The 17,040-nt window shown below is 38.5% G+C and carries 24 protein-coding genes; 22 read left to right on the top strand and 2 right to left on the bottom strand.

Going from position 1 to position 17,040, the window contains the following annotated elements; all coding sequences use genetic code 11:
- A complete protein-coding gene (locus tag ACQ334_RS07180) occupies positions 1-1,194 on the bottom strand; it encodes an ABC transporter substrate-binding protein (protein WP_430987502.1) in 1,194 nt (397 codons plus the stop codon).
- Positions 1,195-1,269: 75 nt separating this feature from the next.
- Entirely contained in the window at positions 1,270-2,805 is a 1,536-nt protein-coding gene (gene guaA, locus ACQ334_RS07175) for a glutamine-hydrolyzing GMP synthase (protein WP_430987501.1), read from the bottom strand.
- A gap of 81 nt (positions 2,806-2,886) precedes the next feature.
- Between guaA and ACQ334_RS07170 the strand changes: the two genes are divergently transcribed.
- The 22 genes from ACQ334_RS07170 to rpsE all read left to right on the top strand — a co-directional run bounded on the left by ACQ334_RS07170 (position 2,887) and on the right by rpsE (position 17,035).
- A complete protein-coding gene (locus ACQ334_RS07170) occupies positions 2,887-3,588 on the top strand; it encodes a head GIN domain-containing protein (protein ID WP_430987500.1) in 702 nt (233 codons plus the stop codon).
- A 113-nt stretch (positions 3,589-3,701) separates the two neighbouring features.
- Positions 3,702-4,766, top strand: coding sequence for a hypothetical protein (locus tag ACQ334_RS07165; protein WP_430987499.1), 1,065 nt, complete (start codon positions 3,702-3,704; stop codon positions 4,764-4,766).
- Positions 4,729-7,023, top strand: coding sequence for a hypothetical protein (locus ACQ334_RS07160; protein ID WP_430987498.1), 2,295 nt, complete (start codon positions 4,729-4,731; stop codon positions 7,021-7,023). The genes ACQ334_RS07165 and ACQ334_RS07160 overlap by 38 nt, the downstream gene beginning before the upstream one ends.
- Positions 7,024-7,286: 263 nt before the next feature.
- A complete protein-coding gene (gene rpsJ, locus ACQ334_RS07155; RefSeq protein WP_290339494.1) occupies positions 7,287-7,592 on the top strand; it encodes a 30S ribosomal protein S10 in 306 nt (101 codons plus the stop codon).
- A 118-nt stretch (positions 7,593-7,710) separates the two neighbouring features.
- On the top strand, positions 7,711-8,328 hold the full coding sequence (gene rplC, locus ACQ334_RS07150) for a 50S ribosomal protein L3 (RefSeq protein WP_430987497.1): 618 nt from the start codon (positions 7,711-7,713) through the stop codon (positions 8,326-8,328).
- A gap of 39 nt (positions 8,329-8,367) precedes the next feature.
- Positions 8,368-9,000: a 50S ribosomal protein L4 gene (gene rplD / locus ACQ334_RS07145; protein ID WP_430987496.1), complete on the top strand. Its 633-nt coding sequence runs from the start codon at positions 8,368-8,370 to the stop codon at positions 8,998-9,000.
- 25 nt (positions 9,001-9,025) lie between these two features.
- Complete coding sequence (gene rplW / locus ACQ334_RS07140) at positions 9,026-9,328, top strand: 50S ribosomal protein L23 (protein ID WP_430987495.1); 303 nt, start codon at positions 9,026-9,028, stop codon at positions 9,326-9,328.
- Positions 9,329-9,391: 63 nt separating this feature from the next.
- A complete protein-coding gene (gene rplB / locus ACQ334_RS07135; RefSeq protein WP_430987494.1) occupies positions 9,392-10,231 on the top strand; it encodes a 50S ribosomal protein L2 in 840 nt (279 codons plus the stop codon).
- 107 nt (positions 10,232-10,338) lie between these two features.
- Positions 10,339-10,611 (top strand): 30S ribosomal protein S19, encoded by a 273-nt coding sequence (gene rpsS, locus ACQ334_RS07130; protein ID WP_430987493.1) that lies wholly within the window; start codon positions 10,339-10,341, stop codon positions 10,609-10,611.
- A gap of 88 nt (positions 10,612-10,699) precedes the next feature.
- Positions 10,700-11,047, top strand: coding sequence for a 50S ribosomal protein L22 (gene rplV / locus ACQ334_RS07125; RefSeq protein WP_430987492.1), 348 nt, complete (start codon positions 10,700-10,702; stop codon positions 11,045-11,047).
- Between the two features lie 21 nt (positions 11,048-11,068).
- A complete protein-coding gene (gene rpsC / locus ACQ334_RS07120; protein WP_430987491.1) occupies positions 11,069-11,887 on the top strand; it encodes a 30S ribosomal protein S3 in 819 nt (272 codons plus the stop codon).
- A gap of 127 nt (positions 11,888-12,014) precedes the next feature.
- Positions 12,015-12,434 (top strand): 50S ribosomal protein L16, encoded by a 420-nt coding sequence (rplP, locus tag ACQ334_RS07115; protein WP_430987490.1) that lies wholly within the window; start codon positions 12,015-12,017, stop codon positions 12,432-12,434.
- A gap of 39 nt (positions 12,435-12,473) precedes the next feature.
- Positions 12,474-12,683, top strand: a complete 210-nt coding sequence (gene rpmC / locus ACQ334_RS07110; RefSeq protein WP_430987489.1) for a 50S ribosomal protein L29 — start codon at positions 12,474-12,476, stop codon at positions 12,681-12,683.
- A 22-nt stretch (positions 12,684-12,705) separates the two neighbouring features.
- On the top strand, positions 12,706-12,963 hold the full coding sequence (rpsQ, locus tag ACQ334_RS07105) for a 30S ribosomal protein S17 (RefSeq protein WP_430987488.1): 258 nt from the start codon (positions 12,706-12,708) through the stop codon (positions 12,961-12,963).
- A gap of 129 nt (positions 12,964-13,092) precedes the next feature.
- A complete protein-coding gene (rplN, locus tag ACQ334_RS07100) occupies positions 13,093-13,461 on the top strand; it encodes a 50S ribosomal protein L14 (protein WP_430987487.1) in 369 nt (122 codons plus the stop codon).
- A 109-nt stretch (positions 13,462-13,570) separates the two neighbouring features.
- A complete protein-coding gene (rplX, locus tag ACQ334_RS07095) occupies positions 13,571-13,909 on the top strand; it encodes a 50S ribosomal protein L24 (RefSeq protein WP_430987486.1) in 339 nt (112 codons plus the stop codon).
- Positions 13,909-14,475 (top strand): 50S ribosomal protein L5, encoded by a 567-nt coding sequence (gene rplE / locus ACQ334_RS07090; RefSeq protein ID WP_430987485.1) that lies wholly within the window; start codon positions 13,909-13,911, stop codon positions 14,473-14,475. Before rplX ends, rplE begins: the two co-directional genes overlap by 1 nt.
- 9 nt (positions 14,476-14,484) lie before the next feature.
- Positions 14,485-14,754: a 30S ribosomal protein S14 gene (gene rpsN / locus ACQ334_RS07085; RefSeq protein ID WP_430987484.1), complete on the top strand. Its 270-nt coding sequence runs from the start codon at positions 14,485-14,487 to the stop codon at positions 14,752-14,754.
- Between the two features lie 129 nt (positions 14,755-14,883).
- Positions 14,884-15,282 carry a 30S ribosomal protein S8 gene (gene rpsH, locus ACQ334_RS07080; RefSeq protein ID WP_430987483.1) on the top strand — a complete coding sequence of 133 codons (399 nt, stop codon included), beginning with the start codon at positions 14,884-14,886 and terminating at the stop codon, positions 15,280-15,282.
- Between the two features lie 125 nt (positions 15,283-15,407).
- On the top strand, positions 15,408-15,962 hold the full coding sequence (gene rplF / locus ACQ334_RS07075) for a 50S ribosomal protein L6 (protein ID WP_430987482.1): 555 nt from the start codon (positions 15,408-15,410) through the stop codon (positions 15,960-15,962).
- Between the two features lie 118 nt (positions 15,963-16,080).
- The gene (rplR, locus tag ACQ334_RS07070) at positions 16,081-16,434 is read left to right on the top strand and encodes a 50S ribosomal protein L18 (RefSeq protein WP_430987481.1); all 354 of its coding nucleotides are present in this window, start codon (positions 16,081-16,083) and stop codon (positions 16,432-16,434) included.
- Positions 16,435-16,516: 82 nt separating this feature from the next.
- Positions 16,517-17,035 carry a 30S ribosomal protein S5 gene (gene rpsE, locus ACQ334_RS07065; RefSeq protein WP_430987480.1) on the top strand — a complete coding sequence of 173 codons (519 nt, stop codon included), beginning with the start codon at positions 16,517-16,519 and terminating at the stop codon, positions 17,033-17,035.
- Positions 17,036-17,040 lie beyond the last annotated feature (5 nt).

The raw sequence follows: 17,040 nt of genomic DNA, 5'->3' as shown, positions 1-17,040 counted from the left end.
TTACCAGGCCTTGGAAGTAGCCCCATTCAGTAATTTTATAAAATACAAATGCTTATTTTCAAAATAATCAGGAGTAGCAGTTTCTTTTTTTAATACTACCGGCCTGAAATTATAATCACAAAATACTTTTTCTGTTTTATCATTAATGTGGTTAATAAGGTCATCAGGATATTTGGTAAGCAGCTTTGTAAATAAGTAAACTGTTTCAAACCCTTTAAATGCCATATCACTTGGCTTTATCTTAAATTTCTTTGCATAAGCACTCATCAGTATTTTACTGTAAGTATCTTTTTTCTCATTATAATAAGGCGAGGTAAAATAGAAAGGAAAATCCTTAAAATCATCTTTCTTTTGTAAAGATGCAAAGCCATCCCAGTTGGGCATGCCTATTAATATCCTGTTGTACACTGCAGGTAAATCATAACAAGCTGCTCCAAGGTTGCCTGCAAAATTTTCATCAAGGCTGCCGCCTATAATAACAGATTTTCTATTGCTGTCTAATTTAGATTGGAGGTAAGATGAACTAATTGTACTATCGAAATTTAATGTTTTTATATTCAACAAAGCCCTGCCATCCTGTTCATTTAAAAATTTAAAATAGCCTGCTACTTTATCTTCCTGTGTACCATTTTTTCTGCATAAAAAAATCTGGTCGGTACCATGTTGCTGCAAAAGATAACTGTAAATAGCTTCGCAATGTGCTTTCAGTGTAGAGTTCATGATCACGGTGAAAGGATTGGCGGTTATGCCTCCATCGTTAGGGTATGTGGCGGAAATAAAGGGGATGTTTTTTGCTAAAGCAAAATCTGCCAGTTGCTTGTAATCTGCATCTTTAACCGAACCGATAATAAGATCGAGGTTGTCTAATTGTTTTGCATTAATGAGGTAACTGATATTTTTTGTGTACGATTTAGAATCGTATATAGTAGCGTCAATATTTCCATTGCCCGATTTCATGGAATCCAGCGCAATCTCCGCACCTTGTACAAACTCAACTGCAGGCACTATAAATTTAGGCAGGCCCTGTTTGTAACGAAAAGTGTTGTTGCTGAACATTGAATCTAGGTAAAGCGGGGCAAAAATCCCAACCTTATAAGTGGGCATTTTTTTTAACGAATCTGTTTGCGCTGTTACATTTAAAACTGCAACAACTGCCAGTACAAACAATGATAGCCTGAAAATCTTTTTATTCATAATAATCAATTCTAAATATCAAAACTAAACTTCTACACCTCTAAACGCTAAACTGTCTTCAACAAAACCGAAGCATTATTCCCATTCAATTGTTGCCGGCGGTTTACTGCTAATATCATATACCACACGGTTGATGCCTTTTACATTATTGATTATTTCATTGGATATATCGGCCAAAAATTCATACGGTAAGTGCGCCCAGTCTGCTGTCATCCCATCCACGGAAGTTACTGCTCTTAATGCTACAGTAAATTCATAAGTTCTTTCATCACCCATCACACCCACGCTTTTTACAGGTAACAAGATGGTGCCTGCCTGCCACACGGTTGTATATAAATTATATTTTTTTAAGCCATTAATATATATAGCATCTGCATCCTGCAATAACCGTACCTTTTCTTCAGTCACTTCTCCTAAAATTCTAATTGCCAGTCCCGGCCCCGGAAAAGGGTGGCGGTTGATCATCAATGGAGGGATACCCAATTCTGTACCTACACGCCTTACCTCATCTTTAAATAAGGATCGCAAAGGTTCTACCAGTTCCAGTTTCATCGTATCAGGTAAACCACCCACATTATGGTGGCTCTTAATAGTGGCAGATGGTCCGTGTACCGAGAGCGATTCAATCACATCAGGATAAATGGTTCCTTGTCCTAACAATTCCACACCCTCTATTTTTTTGGCTTCCTGGTCAAATATTTCAATAAAGCTGCCGCCAATTACTTTTCTTTTTTCCTCGGGGTCTGATTTGCCGGCCAGCTTTGTATAAAAATGTTCCCTGGCATCAATACCTTTCACATTCAGGCCAATTTCATTGTAGGTTTTAATTACCTGTTCAAATTCGTCTTTACGCAGTACACCGTTATCAACAAAAATGCCATAAAGATTTTTGCCAATTGCCCTGTGAATAAGTGTTGCAGCCACGGTGCTGTCAACGCCGCCGCTCAAAGCCATAATAACTTTGCGGTCGCCAATTTGTTTTTTTAGTGCTGCAACAGTGTCGGTAATAAAATGTTCCGGCGTCCAGTCGCAGGTACAGCCGCAAATATTAATTAAAAAGTTTTTAATGATCGTTTTGCCTTCTGTAGAATGATATACTTCCGGATGAAATTGCAATCCATATAAAGGGTGTGTGGTAGCACCATTGCTTTTAAATGCTGCTACAGGAATACTTTCTGTAGTGCCCAAAAGCTCAAAACCTTCCGGCAATACTTTAATGGTATCACTATGGCTCATCCAAACCTGCGAAGTGGGGGATACATTTTCAAGAAAAGCATCTTCCTTTGTTTTGGAAAAAATAGCTCTTCCGTATTCTCTTTTTTCGCTTTTATCAACCCTGCCGCCAAATAATTTTGCTGTAAGCTGTGCACCATAGCAAATACCCAGTACAGGTAATTTTTCAGTCATGGCTTTTACATCCACAATAAGTGCCTTTTCCTCATTTACCGAAAAAGGAGATCCCCCAAGGATAATTCCTTTTAACCCCGGTTCATAAACAATTTCCTTGTTATAAGGTACTATTTCGCAATAAACATTGGCTTCCCTTACCGCACGGGCAATCAATTGGGTGTATTGCGATCCAAAATCCAGAATAAGTATTTTTTCCGTCATATGGCTGCGAAGGTAAATAATTAGTTGAATGGTAGGAGGTTTAGCATTTAGCTTTTTATATTTGTCGTAAAATATTCAGCCATGAAACAAGTAATTCTCCTTTGCAGTACACTCTTACTGCTGCTAAACTCATGCGACTATACCTCTGGAAGTGGCAATATTGTTACGGAAACAAGAACAGTGGCAGGTTTTTCAGGTATTTCTGTCAGCAATGCTATTGAAGTAGAGATAAAGATAGGGCCGGTTACAGAAGTGAAGGTAGAGGCAGATGACAATATTATTAAGCATATTGTAACCGGAGTATCTGATGGGGAATTAAGTATAAAAATAAAAGGGCTGCACAATTTTGGTGACGCACACCTTAAAGTATACATCACCACACCGGATTTACAAACTATAACAGCATCTTCATCTGCAGATGTAAAGGTGCTGGATATTGTGAAAAACAACAAAAAACTGAGGTTTAAAGCCTCCTCTTCAGCAGATATAGATGCAGAAGTTGATGCACCGGATGTTGAGGCAGAAGCCAGTAGCTCAGCATCGGTAACGCTTAGGGGGCGAACTAAAAATTACACGGCTGAAGCTTCCAGCAGTGGAGATATAAAGTCGGCTGAACTATTATGTGAAAATGCTGATGTAAATGCAAACAGCAGTGGGAGTGCAGCGGTAAATGCAAGTGTAAACCTGAATGCAAAAGCCTCCAGTAGTGGTTCAATAGAATATTATGGCGAAGCGGCTGTAAAAAAAAACGTAAACAGTTCGGGCAGTGTGGAAAAAAAATAACAGCTCAGCATTGTTATTTTGAAGGCGGCTAAAATTTATGTGTTAATTAAATTCTAAAACAGATTTAATAATCATAAAACATTTCTACCTTACGGGGTATATCCAGCGCTGCAATGACCGCCTACTCCCGTCCAGGATTTTTTATTTATTTATTTATTTGTGCTGCTGTGCTTGCTTCGTGTAAGCATCAACCTAAGGTTGCAGTACAAAGAGCTTTTTATTACTGGAAAGCCGACGTTAGTAATTTTAATGCAAGCGAAATAAAAGCGATTGATACTTTACAGGTAAAAAAACTGTACGTAAAATTTTTTGAAGTAGAACAGCACCGGTTATTTGGTGCAAGGCCCATTTCCAAAACAAATATTCATTTTAATTATTCCTATGGCGAGCATAATGATTCGGTGCTGGCAAGGCTGGATATTGTACCGGTGGTGTTTATAAAAACCGAAGTGCTTGCACAGGCAAGTAATGCGGGACTGGATTCGCTGGCCGACAATATTTTATTTTTGGTGCAGAAGAAATTTAAAGAACATGTTGTTGCCGACAGGACGTATAATGAACTGCAGATTGATTGCGACTGGACCGCTGCCACAAAGGATAAATATTTTTACTTACTGAAAGCGCTGAAGCAGCAAACAAAAAAATTAATTTCCTGCACCTTAAGATTATATCCTTATAAATATCCTAACCTGATGGGTGTGCCGCCTGTTGATAAGGCTATGCTGATGTGCTATAATCTTAATAATCCTTTGGCCCAGGATGATACAAATTCTATCCTTGATATTGATGAATTAAAAAAATACCTTACTAAAAACACGTATCCCCTGCACCTGGATATTGCATTGCCTGTGAACTCGTGGATGCTTTGTTTTCAAAACGAACGGTTTGCCGGCATACTGCACGATGTGCGTGATATCAGGACCTTTGCCATTAAGGAAAACCCTTTGTGGTACAGGGTGGCCACTGATACAGTGATCAATGATATTTATTTGCGTTCGGGCGACAGGATAAAGTATGAAGCAATAACACCAGACCAGTTGGAAAAAACGCTGGCACTGTTAAAAGACCGGGTTCATTTTACAGGTACAACTACTGTAAGCTTTTTTCATTTAGATGAACAGATACTTAAAAAATACAGCAATGAAACACTGGATCGTTTGTATAATAACGCTGAATAGTTTTTGCATCAACGCAATAGCCTGTGGCCCTTATTATCCCTATGGCGATGCTATCCGTTTTTCTATACTGGATCCCAAAGCTTTTGGCTGCAGTGGTTTTTTCGGCATGAATTATACCGCCAGTATTTTTTACGACAATGACAGTGTTTACCCAAATGAAGAAGCGGGAAGAGCGGTGAATGTATTATTGTGGAAGGCCTATTGTAAGAATAAAGCAGATATCGGTAGCATTTACCAGGCTGTTTATGATGTGGATGAAAGTGAACTGGATAAAACAAGTACGGGTAATGCTATGCTCAACTATCTTTTTACTGTAAAAGATACCGCGGCCATCAACTACCTGAAATTTGCCAAGCACTGCAACCAATTGAATACCTGGCAGGACGATCCCTGGGAAAGAAGCACTGATGCTAAAAATTATTTAAGCCTGCCTTTTATTCAGCAGGGTATGAAGGTAATGGCCACCACGCCTGATAAAATGATCCGCAAACGCTATGCGTTTGTGCTGATGCGACTGGCTTTTTACAGCGGTGATGAAAAAGTGATCAACTGGCTGTACGACCGGTATTTTGTGAGTGCTAAAAATGCAGGCGATATCATTGACTATTGGGCTTTGTATTTTAAGGCCATGACCGAAACGGACCGTGCCCGGCAGAATTATTTTTTTGCACTGGTGTTTTCCAATGCGCCTGATAAAAGGCTGGGCATACTGCAGCATTATAATGTTGATATTCCATTGGCTGCCACACTTTCCTACACAAGGAACAATAAAGAAAAGGCTGCTGTCTCTTTGATGGATAATCTTAAAAATGCGGGCAAGGGTTTAAAGGGGCTGATGAATATTTACCAGCTGCAACCCAACAGCGAGGCTTTTAGTTTTTTATTGCTGCGGGAGATGAACAAACTGGAAGACTGGATCTATACACCTTACTATACTTATTTTGTTCCTGCTGTGGATGGTCAGCATGCTTTTGGTGATTATGAATGGTATGATCTTCATGATGCTTCAAAATTTGCACTGCGGCATATTGATAAGGACAGGGCCTATGCACAGCAGGTGCTGCAATTTGTAAATACCATCCACCTTAATAAAGTACAGGATCCTGTATTAGTAAAAACTGTAAAAGCTTACCTGGCTTTAATGACCGGTGACAGGGACCTGTGCCTGGCCACTATTAAAACCATTCCTGCTTCGGCACAAACTGCTCAAATGATAAAGGCCCTGTGTGTTGCAGGCATGCCCAATACCGGTGCTGCATTTACTGCTGGGATCAAAAAGGTTTTAATGGAGCAGGCGGCGCTTAAGAACAACCGCTTTGTTTTTGCTTTTGCCCGCGAACTTGAATTTAAAGGCTATACCACCCAGGCAGCCCTTTTGTATACCCAACTGAATACTAATGAAGAATACGATGATGAAAAAGCCGTGTACTGGCGCACCCGGAAAAACCACCAGAGCAGGGCACAGGATTTTTATGATAATTATTTTGATTATTTAGATGTTGTTTATACGCCATCGCAGGTGGAAGCTGTTATCAATGCTATTGAACAGCATCACTCTGCCGGTAAGGATCGTTTTGAGCAATGGTTGTACAGCGGGGTTTCCGGTGATATAGATATCCTGTACGATCTGCTGGGTACAAAATACATGCGGCTGAACAACCTGCATAAAGCCTATGCTGCTTTTGAAAATGTAAATGATACTGTCTGGAGTTCCTCGAAATACAGTTACCACGATTATCTTGATGCCAATGCTTTTTACACTAATTTTTATGCGGAGCACAAAACCACCAAGGCAGATACAGTGCGCTATACCAAAACCACGCTGGTGGCAAAACTGCTTTCTCATTTGCAAAAAGCCAATGATGTGAAAGAACGGGACAGGGACCTGCATTATTTTTTAGCTGCCAATTGTTATTTTAATATGACGGAATTCGGTAATTCGTGGATGATGCGGCGGTATGCATGGTCAAATTATGTAGGAAGAGAGCAATTGCCGGATGATGCCGAATACCACCAGGCCAATCTTGCAAAGCAATATTATTTAAAAGCGATGGCTGTTGCAGCAACGCCCCAATTTGCTGCGCTTTGCCTGCGCATGGCGGGGCGTTGCGAAAAGTACCGGCAGATAGATGTTGAGGATGGCGCCAACACAAAGACCAATAAATATTATATACAACTGAAGAAAAAATACCCCGGCGATTTTGAGGACCTGATCAGCAACTGCTATTCTTTTGAGAAGTATTTTGCGTTCAGGTAAAATATGCCTTAATTAATTCAGCTGCCGTAATTGTAATGCGCCATGTTATCAAAGATCATTATTAGCATAAATTATTAATAATCAATAATTTATGTATATACACGTTGTCAATATATTGCTCTCCAATTCTCTTCGCAGCGGTATTGATAAACTCCTTAGCAAAGAAAATCTAAAAAACTTTCCGTAATCCTTTTGCCATATCAAAAGAACCCATTACCTTTGCACTCCAAATTAAAAAAAGGAAATTTTAAAGTTCTTTACATATGTCACAGAGAATCAGAATCAAATTACAGTCTTACGACCACAACTTAGTTGATAAATCAGCCGAAAAGATTGTAAAAACTGTTCGTAGTACAGGTGCAGTAGTTACAGGTCCAATTCCTTTACCTACGCACAAGAAAATTTTTACTGTATTGCGTGCACCTCACGTTAACAAGAAGGCACGTGAACAGTTTCAACTGTGTACACACAAACGTTTATTAGACATTTACACCAGCAGCAGCCGTACGGTAGATGCTTTAAGTAAGTTAGACTTACCAAGTGGTGTTGATGTTGAGATCAAAGCTTAATGAACTTCTCCGGCAACAGAGCAGGAGAAAGCAGAAGCTAAGTTCTTAAAAAGAAAAAAAGTATGAACATCCATGTACCGGCTTAACGGCCTGCACCGCTGGATAAAAACAAGATACAATGAAAAGTATTATTGGAAAGAAAATTGGCATGACCAGTATCTTCGATACAACAGGCAAGCAAACTGCTGTTACTATTATTGAAGCTGGTCCGTGCGTTGTAACGCAAAAGAAAACCATTGAAACAGATGGTTATAATGCTCTCCAGATAGCATTCGGCGACAAAAAAGAAAAGCACTCCTTAAAGTCAGAAACAGGGCATTTCGCCAAAGCCCAGACCTCTCCTAAAAAATTCGTTCAGGAAATACGCGATAGCGAAATCGACAAAGCTGTGGGTGAAACCATCACTGTTGACATCTTTACCGAAGGTGATAAAATTGAAGTAGTTGGTACTACAAAAGGTAAAGGTTTCCAGGGTGTGGTTAAGCGTCATGGTTTTAGTGGTGTTGGTGAGCAATCTCACGGACAGCATGATCGTCAGAGAGCACCGGGTTCAATCGGTAACTCATCTGATGCCAGCCGTGTATTTAAAGGTATGCGCATGGGTGGCCGTATGGGGCAAGACAGGGTTACCATGAAAGGATTGAAAGTAGTAAAGATTTTCGCAGAGAAAAATTACATCCTGGTTAGTGGTTCTGTACCAGGCCATAACGGTTCAATCGTTTTAATTCAAAAATAATTATGTACTCGCAATTTTATTGCGAATAAATATAGCACAATGCAAGTAGACGTTTTAAATGTAGAAGGAAAGAAAACCGGCAGAACGGTTGAGTTACCAGAAGCAATTTTTGGTATCGAACCTAACGACCACGTTATTTACCTTGCGGTTAAGCAATACCAGGGTGCACAACGCCAGGGTACGCACAAGGTAAAAACCCGTATGGAAGTACATGGTTCTTCTAAGAAATTACACAAACAAAAAGGAACCGGTGGTGCCCGTAAAGGTAACCTGCGTAACCCTTTGTATAAAGGTGGTGGTACTATCTTTGGTCCAAAACCACACAAGTATGATATCAAATTGAATCAGAAAGTGAAAACCCTGGCTAAGATGAGTGCATTGGCTTATAAAGCAAAAGATAATGCTATCGTTGTTGTAGAAGATGTGCAGATGGACAAACCAAAAACACAACAGTTTACAACTATGTTGAAAAACTTAGGTGTTGCCGGAAAAAAATCTTTGTTTGTAATTCCTGAAAACAGCGATAACCTGTATTTAAGTCTTCGCAATATTGCTAATGTAAATGGCACATTGATCAGAGACATCAACACTTACGATATCATTAATGCTAACGTATTAGTGTTAACAGAAAATGCAGCTAAAGTATTTACAGCTGAAGAAGCAGAAGCATAATTTAATAACAACAAATTACTAGACAATGAACCCGTCTGACATTTTAATAAAGCCGATCTTATCTGAAAAGGCCAACAAACAAACAGAAAAACAAAACCGTTATTCTTTTGTGGTAGATAAAAAGGCAAACAAGCTTGAAATTAAAAAAGCGGTAGAACAATTTTATGGTGTACAGGTTAGCCAGGTAAATACCATTATTGTTCCATCAAAAGCTAAAGCAAAATATACAAAAGCCGGATTTATAGTAGGCCGTAAACCTTCTAAAAAGAAAGCAATTGTAACTGTTGCAGAAGGTGAAACAATTGACCTGTACGGCAGCGGCATCTAATACTAATAATAATGAATGGTGGTCAGCACCGCAAAGTTTTGACAAAATAAAAAGTAATTAAAAATGGCACTTAGAAAATACAAACCAACAACAGCCGGTACCAGATGGAGAATTGGTAATGCTTACGAAGAGATTACCACCAATGTACCAGAAAAGACTTTGTTGGAAAAACAAAAGAATACAGCCGGACGTAACGTACAGGGTAGAAGGAGTATGCGTTACATGGGTGGTGGAAACAAAACCATGTACCGTATAGTGGATTTTAAGAGAGATAAGAAAAATATTCCTGCAGTAGTTAAAACTATTGAGTATGATCCAAACCGTACTGCTTTCATCGCATTATTGAATTATGCTGATGGAGAAAAGCGTTACATCATTGCACCACAGGGGTTGCAGGTAGGCCAAACCGTTATAAGCGGCGATAATGTTGCTCCTGAATTAGGTAATGCATTATTGTTTAAGAATATGCCATTAGGTACTAACGTACACAATATCGAGATGCAGCCTGGTCAAGGTGGTATTTTAGTAAGAAGTGCAGGTACATCAGCACAATTAAGTAACAAGGAAGAAAAATATGCCATCTTAAAAATGCCAAGCGGCGAATTAAGAAAAGTATTGATCAACTGTTATGCAACTGTAGGTGTGGTAAGTAACGGAGATCATAGCCTGGAAAGTATGGGTAAGGCCGGCCGTAACAGGTGGAAAGGTATCCGTCCAAGAACAAGAGCAGTAGCAATGAACCCTGTAGATCACCCGATGGGTGGTGGTGAAGGTAGAGCAAGTGGTGGTCACCCACGTAGCCGTAAAGGTAAATATGCTAAAGGTGAGATCACTCGTACAAAAGGTAAGAGCTCTAGTAAACTGATCATAACCAGAAGAAACGGTAAGAAATTACCTAACTAAATAAGTAATAAAGTTAAAATGGTCTTGCTTTATTTAGCAAGGCAAATAAACAAGATTGAAATTTAAGATGCAAATCATAAATCTACAATCACAAATCTAAAATCAAAATGGCTCGTTCGTTAAAAAAAGGTCCTTACGTAGAAGCAAAGCTGGAAGCAAAAGTTGCTGCTATGATCGACGGAAAATCAAAGAAAGGTGTTATCAAAACCTGGAGCAGAAGAAGTACAATTACTCCTGATTTTGTAGGACAAACTTTCGCAGTACATAACGGTAACAAATTTATTCCTGTTTATGTAACTGAATTTATGGTAGGTCATAAATTAGGTGAATTTGCACCAACAAGAAACTTTAGAGGTCACTCAAGTAAAAAAATATCATAAGATACTAAGTAATAAGTACTAAGTTTTAAGTAAAACAATTGCTTATAACTTATCACTTAAAACTTACAACTTAAAATTTAATAAAGAAATGGAAGCAGTAGCAAAATTGAACAATTACCCGACATCACCACGTAAAATGCGTTTACTGGTTGACCTGATCCGTGGTATGGAAGTAGAAAAAGCACTCGCTGTTTTGGAACACAACCCAAAGCACCCGGCTGTGCCTTTACGTAAACTGGTAGTATCTGCCATCAGCAACTGGAAAGCAAAGAACGAAGGTGGTGATGAGAACGGATTGATTGTAAAAACAATCATGGTTGATGCTGCTAGAGTTATCAAACGTATGCGTCCTGCTCCGCAAGGCCGTGGTTACAGGGTTCGCAAACGCAGCAACCACGTAACAGTAATTGTAGATACTAAAGCAACTAAAAATTAATAAAAGATTTAACTAAGTAATATGGGTCAAAAAACAAATCCAATAGGTGCCAGGTTAGGAATCATTCGTGGTTGGGATAGTAACTGGTTCGCTAATAAAACGGATTATCCAAAAAAACTGATTGAAGATCATAAGATCAGAAATTACCTTAATGCCCGTATCAATAAGGGTGGTATAGCAAAGATCGTTATTGAGCGTACGCTTAATAAACTGATCATCACTATCCATACTTCCAAGCCAGGTATTATCATTGGTAAAGGTGGTGGTGAAGTTGACAGGATCAAAGAAGAGTTGAAGAAATTAGTGAGCAAAGATGATGTGCAGATCAATATTTTAGAAATACGTCGTCCTGAACTGGATGCAAACATAGTGGCTGATACTATTGCCCGTCAATTGGAAAATCGTATCAATTACAAAAGAGCGATCAAGATGTCTATTGCATCTGCTTTAAGAATGGGTGCAGAAGGTATCAAGGTAAAAGTAGGTGGCCGTTTAGGTGGTGCTGAAATTGCCCGTAGCGAAGAGATCAAACAAGGCCGTACGCCATTGCATACACTACGTATGGATATTGATTACGCTAATGTATTTGCCTTAACAGTATATGGTAAGATAGGTGTGAAAGTATGGATCTGTAAAGGTGAAGTTTTAGGTAAAAGAGATTTAAATCCGAATGTAGTAGCAGGTGGTGGTAAAGAAGGTGGACCAGGCGAAAGACAAGGTGGATTTGACAGAAGAGATGATAGAAGAGGTGGAGATGACCGCAGAGGTGGCGGTGGTGGAGATAGAAGAGGCGGCGGCGGTGGTGGAAACCGTGGCGGTGGCCAGGGTGGAAGAAGATAAAAACAATTTATGATGTAGGATGTGTGGTGTATGATTTCCTTCCTTATCAAACTATTAAAAAATTAGAAATCTGATTGTGATTAAGGATATCAAAAATCTGAGATCATAAATCAAAAATCGAAATAACATGTTATCACCGAAAAGAACAAAATACAGAAAGGCGCAAAGGGGAATGATGAAGGGCGACACCAAGCGTGGAGCAACCTTAGCCTTTGGAACATTTGGTTTGAAAGCACTGGATAGTGTTTGGTTAACTAACCGTCAAATAGAAAGTGCCCGCCAGGCATTAACACGTCACATGAAGAGAGAAGGAAATGTGTGGATCAGGGTATTTCCTGACAAAGTGATGACTGCCAAGCCAGCTGAGGTGAGGATGGGTAAAGGTAAAGGTAACCCTGAAGGATGGTGTGCTGTGGTGCAACCAGGGAGAATTATTTTTGAATGTGATGGTGTACCTGAACAAACTGCAAAAGAAGCTTTTGCATTAGCAGCTCAAAAATTACCAATCCTGACAAAATTTGTAGTGCGTCACGATTTTAAAGCATAAGCTGGTTAAACAATACTGAAAATAGAAAATTATAATACAATGGCGAAGAAAGTTGATTTTGTAAAAAGCCTTAGCGGATTAAGCGAAGCAGATTTAAAAGCGAAGATTCAGGAAGATGAATTGCGTTTAAAAAAGCTTGCATTCGCTCATGCAATTTCTCCACTGGAGAATCCGCAAAGCATCCGTTTATTAAGAAGGGATGTTGCAAGATTGAAAACCGCATTAAGAAAAACACAATTAGGGTTTTAATTGAACCATAAAAAGTAGTACAATGGCTGAAAGAAATTTAAGAAAAACAAAATTAGGAGTGGTATCCAGCAATAAAATGGATAAAACCATTACTGTTAATGTTGAAAGAAAAGTAAAGCATCCGCTTTATGGAAAGTTTGTAAAGAAAAGTACAAAGTTTCATGCTCATGATGAAAAGAATGAGTGCAGCATTGGCGATACAGTTAAGATAATGGAAAGTCGTCCATTAAGTAAAACTAAACGCTGGAGACTGGTAGAAGTAGTTGAAAAAGTAAAATAAGATACAATTTCAGATTTCGGATTTACGGTTTCGGATTTATCTAAAGTGTAGATCATTAAGAAAATAAAATATTGTTTTAGGTTGAAGGAAATCAAAAATCTACAATCTAAAATCTAAAATCGAAATAAGATGATACAACAAGAAAGCAGACTTAATGTAGCAGATAACAGCGGTGCCAAAGAAGTATTGTGTATCCGTGTGCTGGGTAACAGCGGACAGGATTATGCAAAAATTGGCGATAAAATCGTTGTGACTGTTAAGGATGCAATGCCTGCAGGCGGTATTAAAAAAGGTACAGTTAGTAAAGCTGTTATTGTAAGAACAACCAATAAATTACGTCGTAAAGATGGTTCTTACATACGCTTTGATGATAATGCAGTAGTATTATTAAATGCTTCTGACGAACCAAGAGGTACACGTATTTTTGGGCCGGTGGCTCGTGAATTGCGTGATAAAGGTTACATGAAGATTATATCATTGGCACCTGAAGTATTGTAAGAAAAAGCTTTAAGCGATCAGCTTCAAGCCTAAAGTAAAGAAAAGTAAAAACGCCGAAAGTTAAAGTTGCCCCTTGCAGCTTGTAACCTGAAGCTAAAAGCAAAATAAAATGAGCACAAGATTTAAACCAAAGTACAACATTAAAAAAGGCGATTCAGTGGTAGTGATTACTGGTGAAGACAAGGACCTGAAGAAGCCACGTAAAGTGTTGGAAATTATTTTAGAGAAAGGCCGTGTGTTGGTTGAAGGTGTAAACATCATCACCAAACATACCAAACCAACTTCTCAGAATACTAAAGGTGGTATTATTAAAAAAGAAGCGCCTATTGCTATCAGTAATGTGATGCTATGGGATGCAAAAGCCGGTGCACCAACTAAAGTAAAACGTAGCCGTGAAACTGGTAAATTAGTTAGAATTTCAAAAAAATCAGGGGAGGTAATTAAATAATGAGCACAACAACTAACACTCCAAGGTTAGCAGATAAGTACACTCAGGAAGTTGTACCTGCTTTAATGAAAAAATTCAGTTATAAAACTGTAATGCAAGCTCCAAAGCTTACCAAGATTTGTTTGAATCGTGGTGTGAATGGTGCGGTAACAGATAAAAAACTGATTGACATTGCTGTTGATGAATTAAGCAACATCACTGGTCAGAAGGCAGTAGCCACCATGTCTAAAAAAGATATTTCTAATTTTAAGTTGCGTAAGAACATGCCGATTGGTGCAAGGGTTACGCTTCGTGGAGTTAAGATGTACGAATTCTTAGACAGGTTAGTTTCTGTATCATTACCACGTGTACGTGACTTTAAAGGTATCAATGATAAATCATTTGATGGCCGCGGTAACTACACTTTAGGTGTTACTGAGCAGATCATTTTCCCTGAAATTGATATTGATAAAGTAAATAAAATTACTGGTTTGGATATCACTTTTGTAACCACTGCCCAAACAAACGAAGAAGCGTATGAGCTGTTGAAAGAATTGGGTATGCCTTTTAAAAATATTAAAAAATAATAGTAACACATGGCAAAAAAATCAATTGAAGCCAGGCAAAGAAAGCGTGAAGCATTGGTAGCCAAATTTGCTGAAAAAAGAACAGCTTTAAAAGCAGCCGGCGATTATTCAGCTTTGGATTTATTACCAAAAAATGCGTCTCCTGTTCGTTTAAGGAACCGTTGCCAGTTAACCGGCAGACCAAGAGGATACATGAGGCACTTTGGTATTTCCAGGAACCAGTTTCGTGATATGGCATTGCAGGGAAAAATCCCGGGTGTTACAAAAGCAAGCTGGTAACACACCGTTGGCCGCCAAAAGTTGATCGTTGAAAAAAGAAATTTAAACGAACAACGGCTAACAAAAAGCGAACAACCTCAACGGATATCGCATTGAAAAAATTTATTTAATCAATTAACTAAAATAACAATGGTTACTGATCCTATAGCAGATTATTTAACAAGAATACGTAATGCTCAGATGGCTAATCACCGTATTGTGGAAATACCTGCAAGCAATTTGAAAAAACGTATCACAGAAATATTGTACGATAAAGGTTACATCTTAAAGTACAAATTTGAAGAAGATAAAAAACAAGGTGTTATTAAGATTGCATTGAAATATGATGCAGCAACTAAATTACCTGTAATACAAAGTTTAGAAAGAGTTAGCCGCCCGGGTTTACGTACTTACGCAAAACCAGGAGAATTCAAACGTGTAAAGAATGGTTTAGGTGTTGCCATCGTTTCTACTTCTAAAGGTGTAATGACCGATAAAGAAGCAAAAGCGCAGAATGTAGGTGGTGAAGTACTTTGTAATATTTACTAAACTTCTAAACCCTGAACCAATAAACCGGTTTAAGGGTGATGTTCTTAAAAATTAAAAAACAGTTCCTGATACATTAAGCCGAACCTATAGCAGGCTGACCGGTCAGAAACAAAAAATAAAATACTATGTCTCGTATAGGTAAAAAACCGGTAACAGTTCCTTCAGGTGTAACTATCTCAGTTAATAACGAAAACGTTGTAACTGTAAAAGGCCCTAAAGGCGAATTGAAACAATCTGTTGACCGTGATATTAAAATTGAAATTAAAGACGGTACTGTAGATGTGGTACGTCCAACTGAACAGATTCGTCACCGTGCCATGCATGGTTTGTATCGTTCATTGATCAGCAACATGGTAACTGGTGTTACTGAAGGGTACACAAAGAAACTGGAATTAGTGGGTGTGGGTTACAAAGCATCTAACCAGGGAAATTTGTTGGACCTTGCTTTAGGGTATTCTCATAACATTGTTTTTGAAATTCCTAAAGAATTAAAAGTTACTACCTCCCAGGAAAAGGGCCAGAACCCGATGATCAGTTTTGAGAGCAGCGACAAACAATTAATAGGACAGGTTTGTGCAAAGATCAGAAGCTTACGTAAGCCAGAACCATATAAAGGTAAGGGTGTTAAATTTGCAGGCGAAGTATTGAGAAGAAAAGCAGGTAAATCAGCAGGTAAGTAAGATGGTTAATTAGTGAATTGGTTTATTAGTGAAAACAATAAGACCAATAAACTAATAAACAAGTAAACCAATAAACAAATAAGTTCCGGCAGTATCGGAGCAACTAAAATAAAAGATCATGAATTCAAAAGGTAGCGCAAGAGTAAAAATTAAATACCGCATCCGTAAAAAGATAAGCGGTGCTGCAGCAAAACCAAGGTTAAGCGTTTTCAGAAGTAATGCTGATATCTATGCCCAGTTGATTGATGATGCCAATGGTGTAACATTAGCGGCAGCTTCATCAAAGCAAAAAGATATTGCCGCTCAAAAAGCGCCTAAAACAGAAAAAAGTAAATTAGTAGGTGCTGCTATTGCAACAAAAGCAAAAGAATTAGGTATTACTACAGTAGTATTTGATCGTGGCGGATATATCTACCATGGCCGTGTAAAGGCAGTTGCTGAAGGTGCCAGGGAAGGCGGATTGCAATTTTAAGATTGCACATTGCAGATTTATGATTTATCTGCTGCATAAAAAAAATCATATATCATACATCAAAAATCGTAAATCGATATAAATGGCAAATTTAATTTTAAACAAAGTAAAGGCAGGCGATCTTGAGTTAAAAGACAAAGTGGTTGCTATCAACCGTGTTGTTAAAACAACAAAAGGTGGACGTGCATTTAGCTTTTCGGCTTTAGTGGTTGTTGGTAATGAAGCAGGCGTTGTTGGTCACGGACTAGGTAAAGCCAAAGAAGTGCAGGAAGCTATTACAAAAGGTATTGAAGATGCAAAAAAGAATTTGATAAAAGTTCCTATCATGCACGGTACTATACCTCACGAACAATTAACTAAAGAAGGTGCAGCAAAAGTTTTTATTAAACCTGCAGCTCATGGTACTGGTGTAATAGCCGGAGGTAGTATGAGAGCGGTTTTGGAAGCAGCTGGTATCACTGACGTATTAGCAAAGAACTTAGGTTCCGCTAATCCTACTAACGTGGTAAAAGCAACTTTTAAAGCATTAGCTTCTTTGCGTGAACCAATTGCATTTGCAAAAACACGTAACATTTCTTTAAAGAAAGTATTTAACGGATAAAAGCA

Source organism: Ferruginibacter sp. SUN106, assembly GCF_050611765.1.
Classification (GTDB): Bacteria; Bacteroidota; Bacteroidia; order Chitinophagales; family Chitinophagaceae; genus Ferruginibacter.
This window is presented reverse-complemented; position numbering and strand designations above follow the sequence as displayed.

Bases quoted from the DNA above. Each gene is read 5' to 3' on its own strand.
- ACQ334_RS07170 (WP_430987500.1), top strand. From the start codon at position 2,887: ATGAAACAAGTAATTCTCCTTTGCAGTACACTCTTACTGCTGCTAAAC.
- rpsJ (WP_290339494.1), top strand. From the start codon at position 7,287: ATGTCACAGAGAATCAGAATCAAATTACAGTCTTACGACCACAACTTA.
- rpsS (WP_430987493.1), top strand. From the start codon at position 10,339: ATGGCTCGTTCGTTAAAAAAAGGTCCTTACGTAGAAGCAAAGCTGGAA.
- rplF (WP_430987482.1), top strand. From the start codon at position 15,408: ATGTCTCGTATAGGTAAAAAACCGGTAACAGTTCCTTCAGGTGTAACT.
- rplD (WP_430987496.1), top strand. From the start codon at position 8,368: ATGCAAGTAGACGTTTTAAATGTAGAAGGAAAGAAAACCGGCAGAACG.
- rplX (WP_430987486.1), top strand. From the start codon at position 13,571: ATGAGCACAAGATTTAAACCAAAGTACAACATTAAAAAAGGCGATTCA.
- ACQ334_RS07180 (WP_430987502.1), bottom strand. From the start codon at position 1,194: ATGAATAAAAAGATTTTCAGGCTATCATTGTTTGTACTGGCAGTTGTT.
- rplN (WP_430987487.1), top strand. From the start codon at position 13,093: ATGATACAACAAGAAAGCAGACTTAATGTAGCAGATAACAGCGGTGCC.
- ACQ334_RS07160 (WP_430987498.1), top strand. From the start codon at position 4,729: ATGAAACACTGGATCGTTTGTATAATAACGCTGAATAGTTTTTGCATC.
- rpsQ (WP_430987488.1), top strand. From the start codon at position 12,706: ATGGCTGAAAGAAATTTAAGAAAAACAAAATTAGGAGTGGTATCCAGC.
- rpsH (WP_430987483.1), top strand. From the start codon at position 14,884: ATGGTTACTGATCCTATAGCAGATTATTTAACAAGAATACGTAATGCT.
- rplE (WP_430987485.1), top strand. From the start codon at position 13,909: ATGAGCACAACAACTAACACTCCAAGGTTAGCAGATAAGTACACTCAG.
- rplB (WP_430987494.1), top strand. From the start codon at position 9,392: ATGGCACTTAGAAAATACAAACCAACAACAGCCGGTACCAGATGGAGA.
- ACQ334_RS07165 (WP_430987499.1), top strand. From the start codon at position 3,702: ATGACCGCCTACTCCCGTCCAGGATTTTTTATTTATTTATTTATTTGT.
- rpsC (WP_430987491.1), top strand. From the start codon at position 11,069: ATGGGTCAAAAAACAAATCCAATAGGTGCCAGGTTAGGAATCATTCGT.
- rplC (WP_430987497.1), top strand. From the start codon at position 7,711: ATGAAAAGTATTATTGGAAAGAAAATTGGCATGACCAGTATCTTCGAT.
- rplP (WP_430987490.1), top strand. From the start codon at position 12,015: ATGTTATCACCGAAAAGAACAAAATACAGAAAGGCGCAAAGGGGAATG.
- rplV (WP_430987492.1), top strand. From the start codon at position 10,700: ATGGAAGCAGTAGCAAAATTGAACAATTACCCGACATCACCACGTAAA.
- guaA (WP_430987501.1), bottom strand. From the start codon at position 2,805: ATGACGGAAAAAATACTTATTCTGGATTTTGGATCGCAATACACCCAA.
- rpsN (WP_430987484.1), top strand. From the start codon at position 14,485: ATGGCAAAAAAATCAATTGAAGCCAGGCAAAGAAAGCGTGAAGCATTG.
- rpsE (WP_430987480.1), top strand. From the start codon at position 16,517: ATGGCAAATTTAATTTTAAACAAAGTAAAGGCAGGCGATCTTGAGTTA.
- rplR (WP_430987481.1), top strand. From the start codon at position 16,081: ATGAATTCAAAAGGTAGCGCAAGAGTAAAAATTAAATACCGCATCCGT.
- rplW (WP_430987495.1), top strand. From the start codon at position 9,026: ATGAACCCGTCTGACATTTTAATAAAGCCGATCTTATCTGAAAAGGCC.
- rpmC (WP_430987489.1), top strand. From the start codon at position 12,474: ATGGCGAAGAAAGTTGATTTTGTAAAAAGCCTTAGCGGATTAAGCGAA.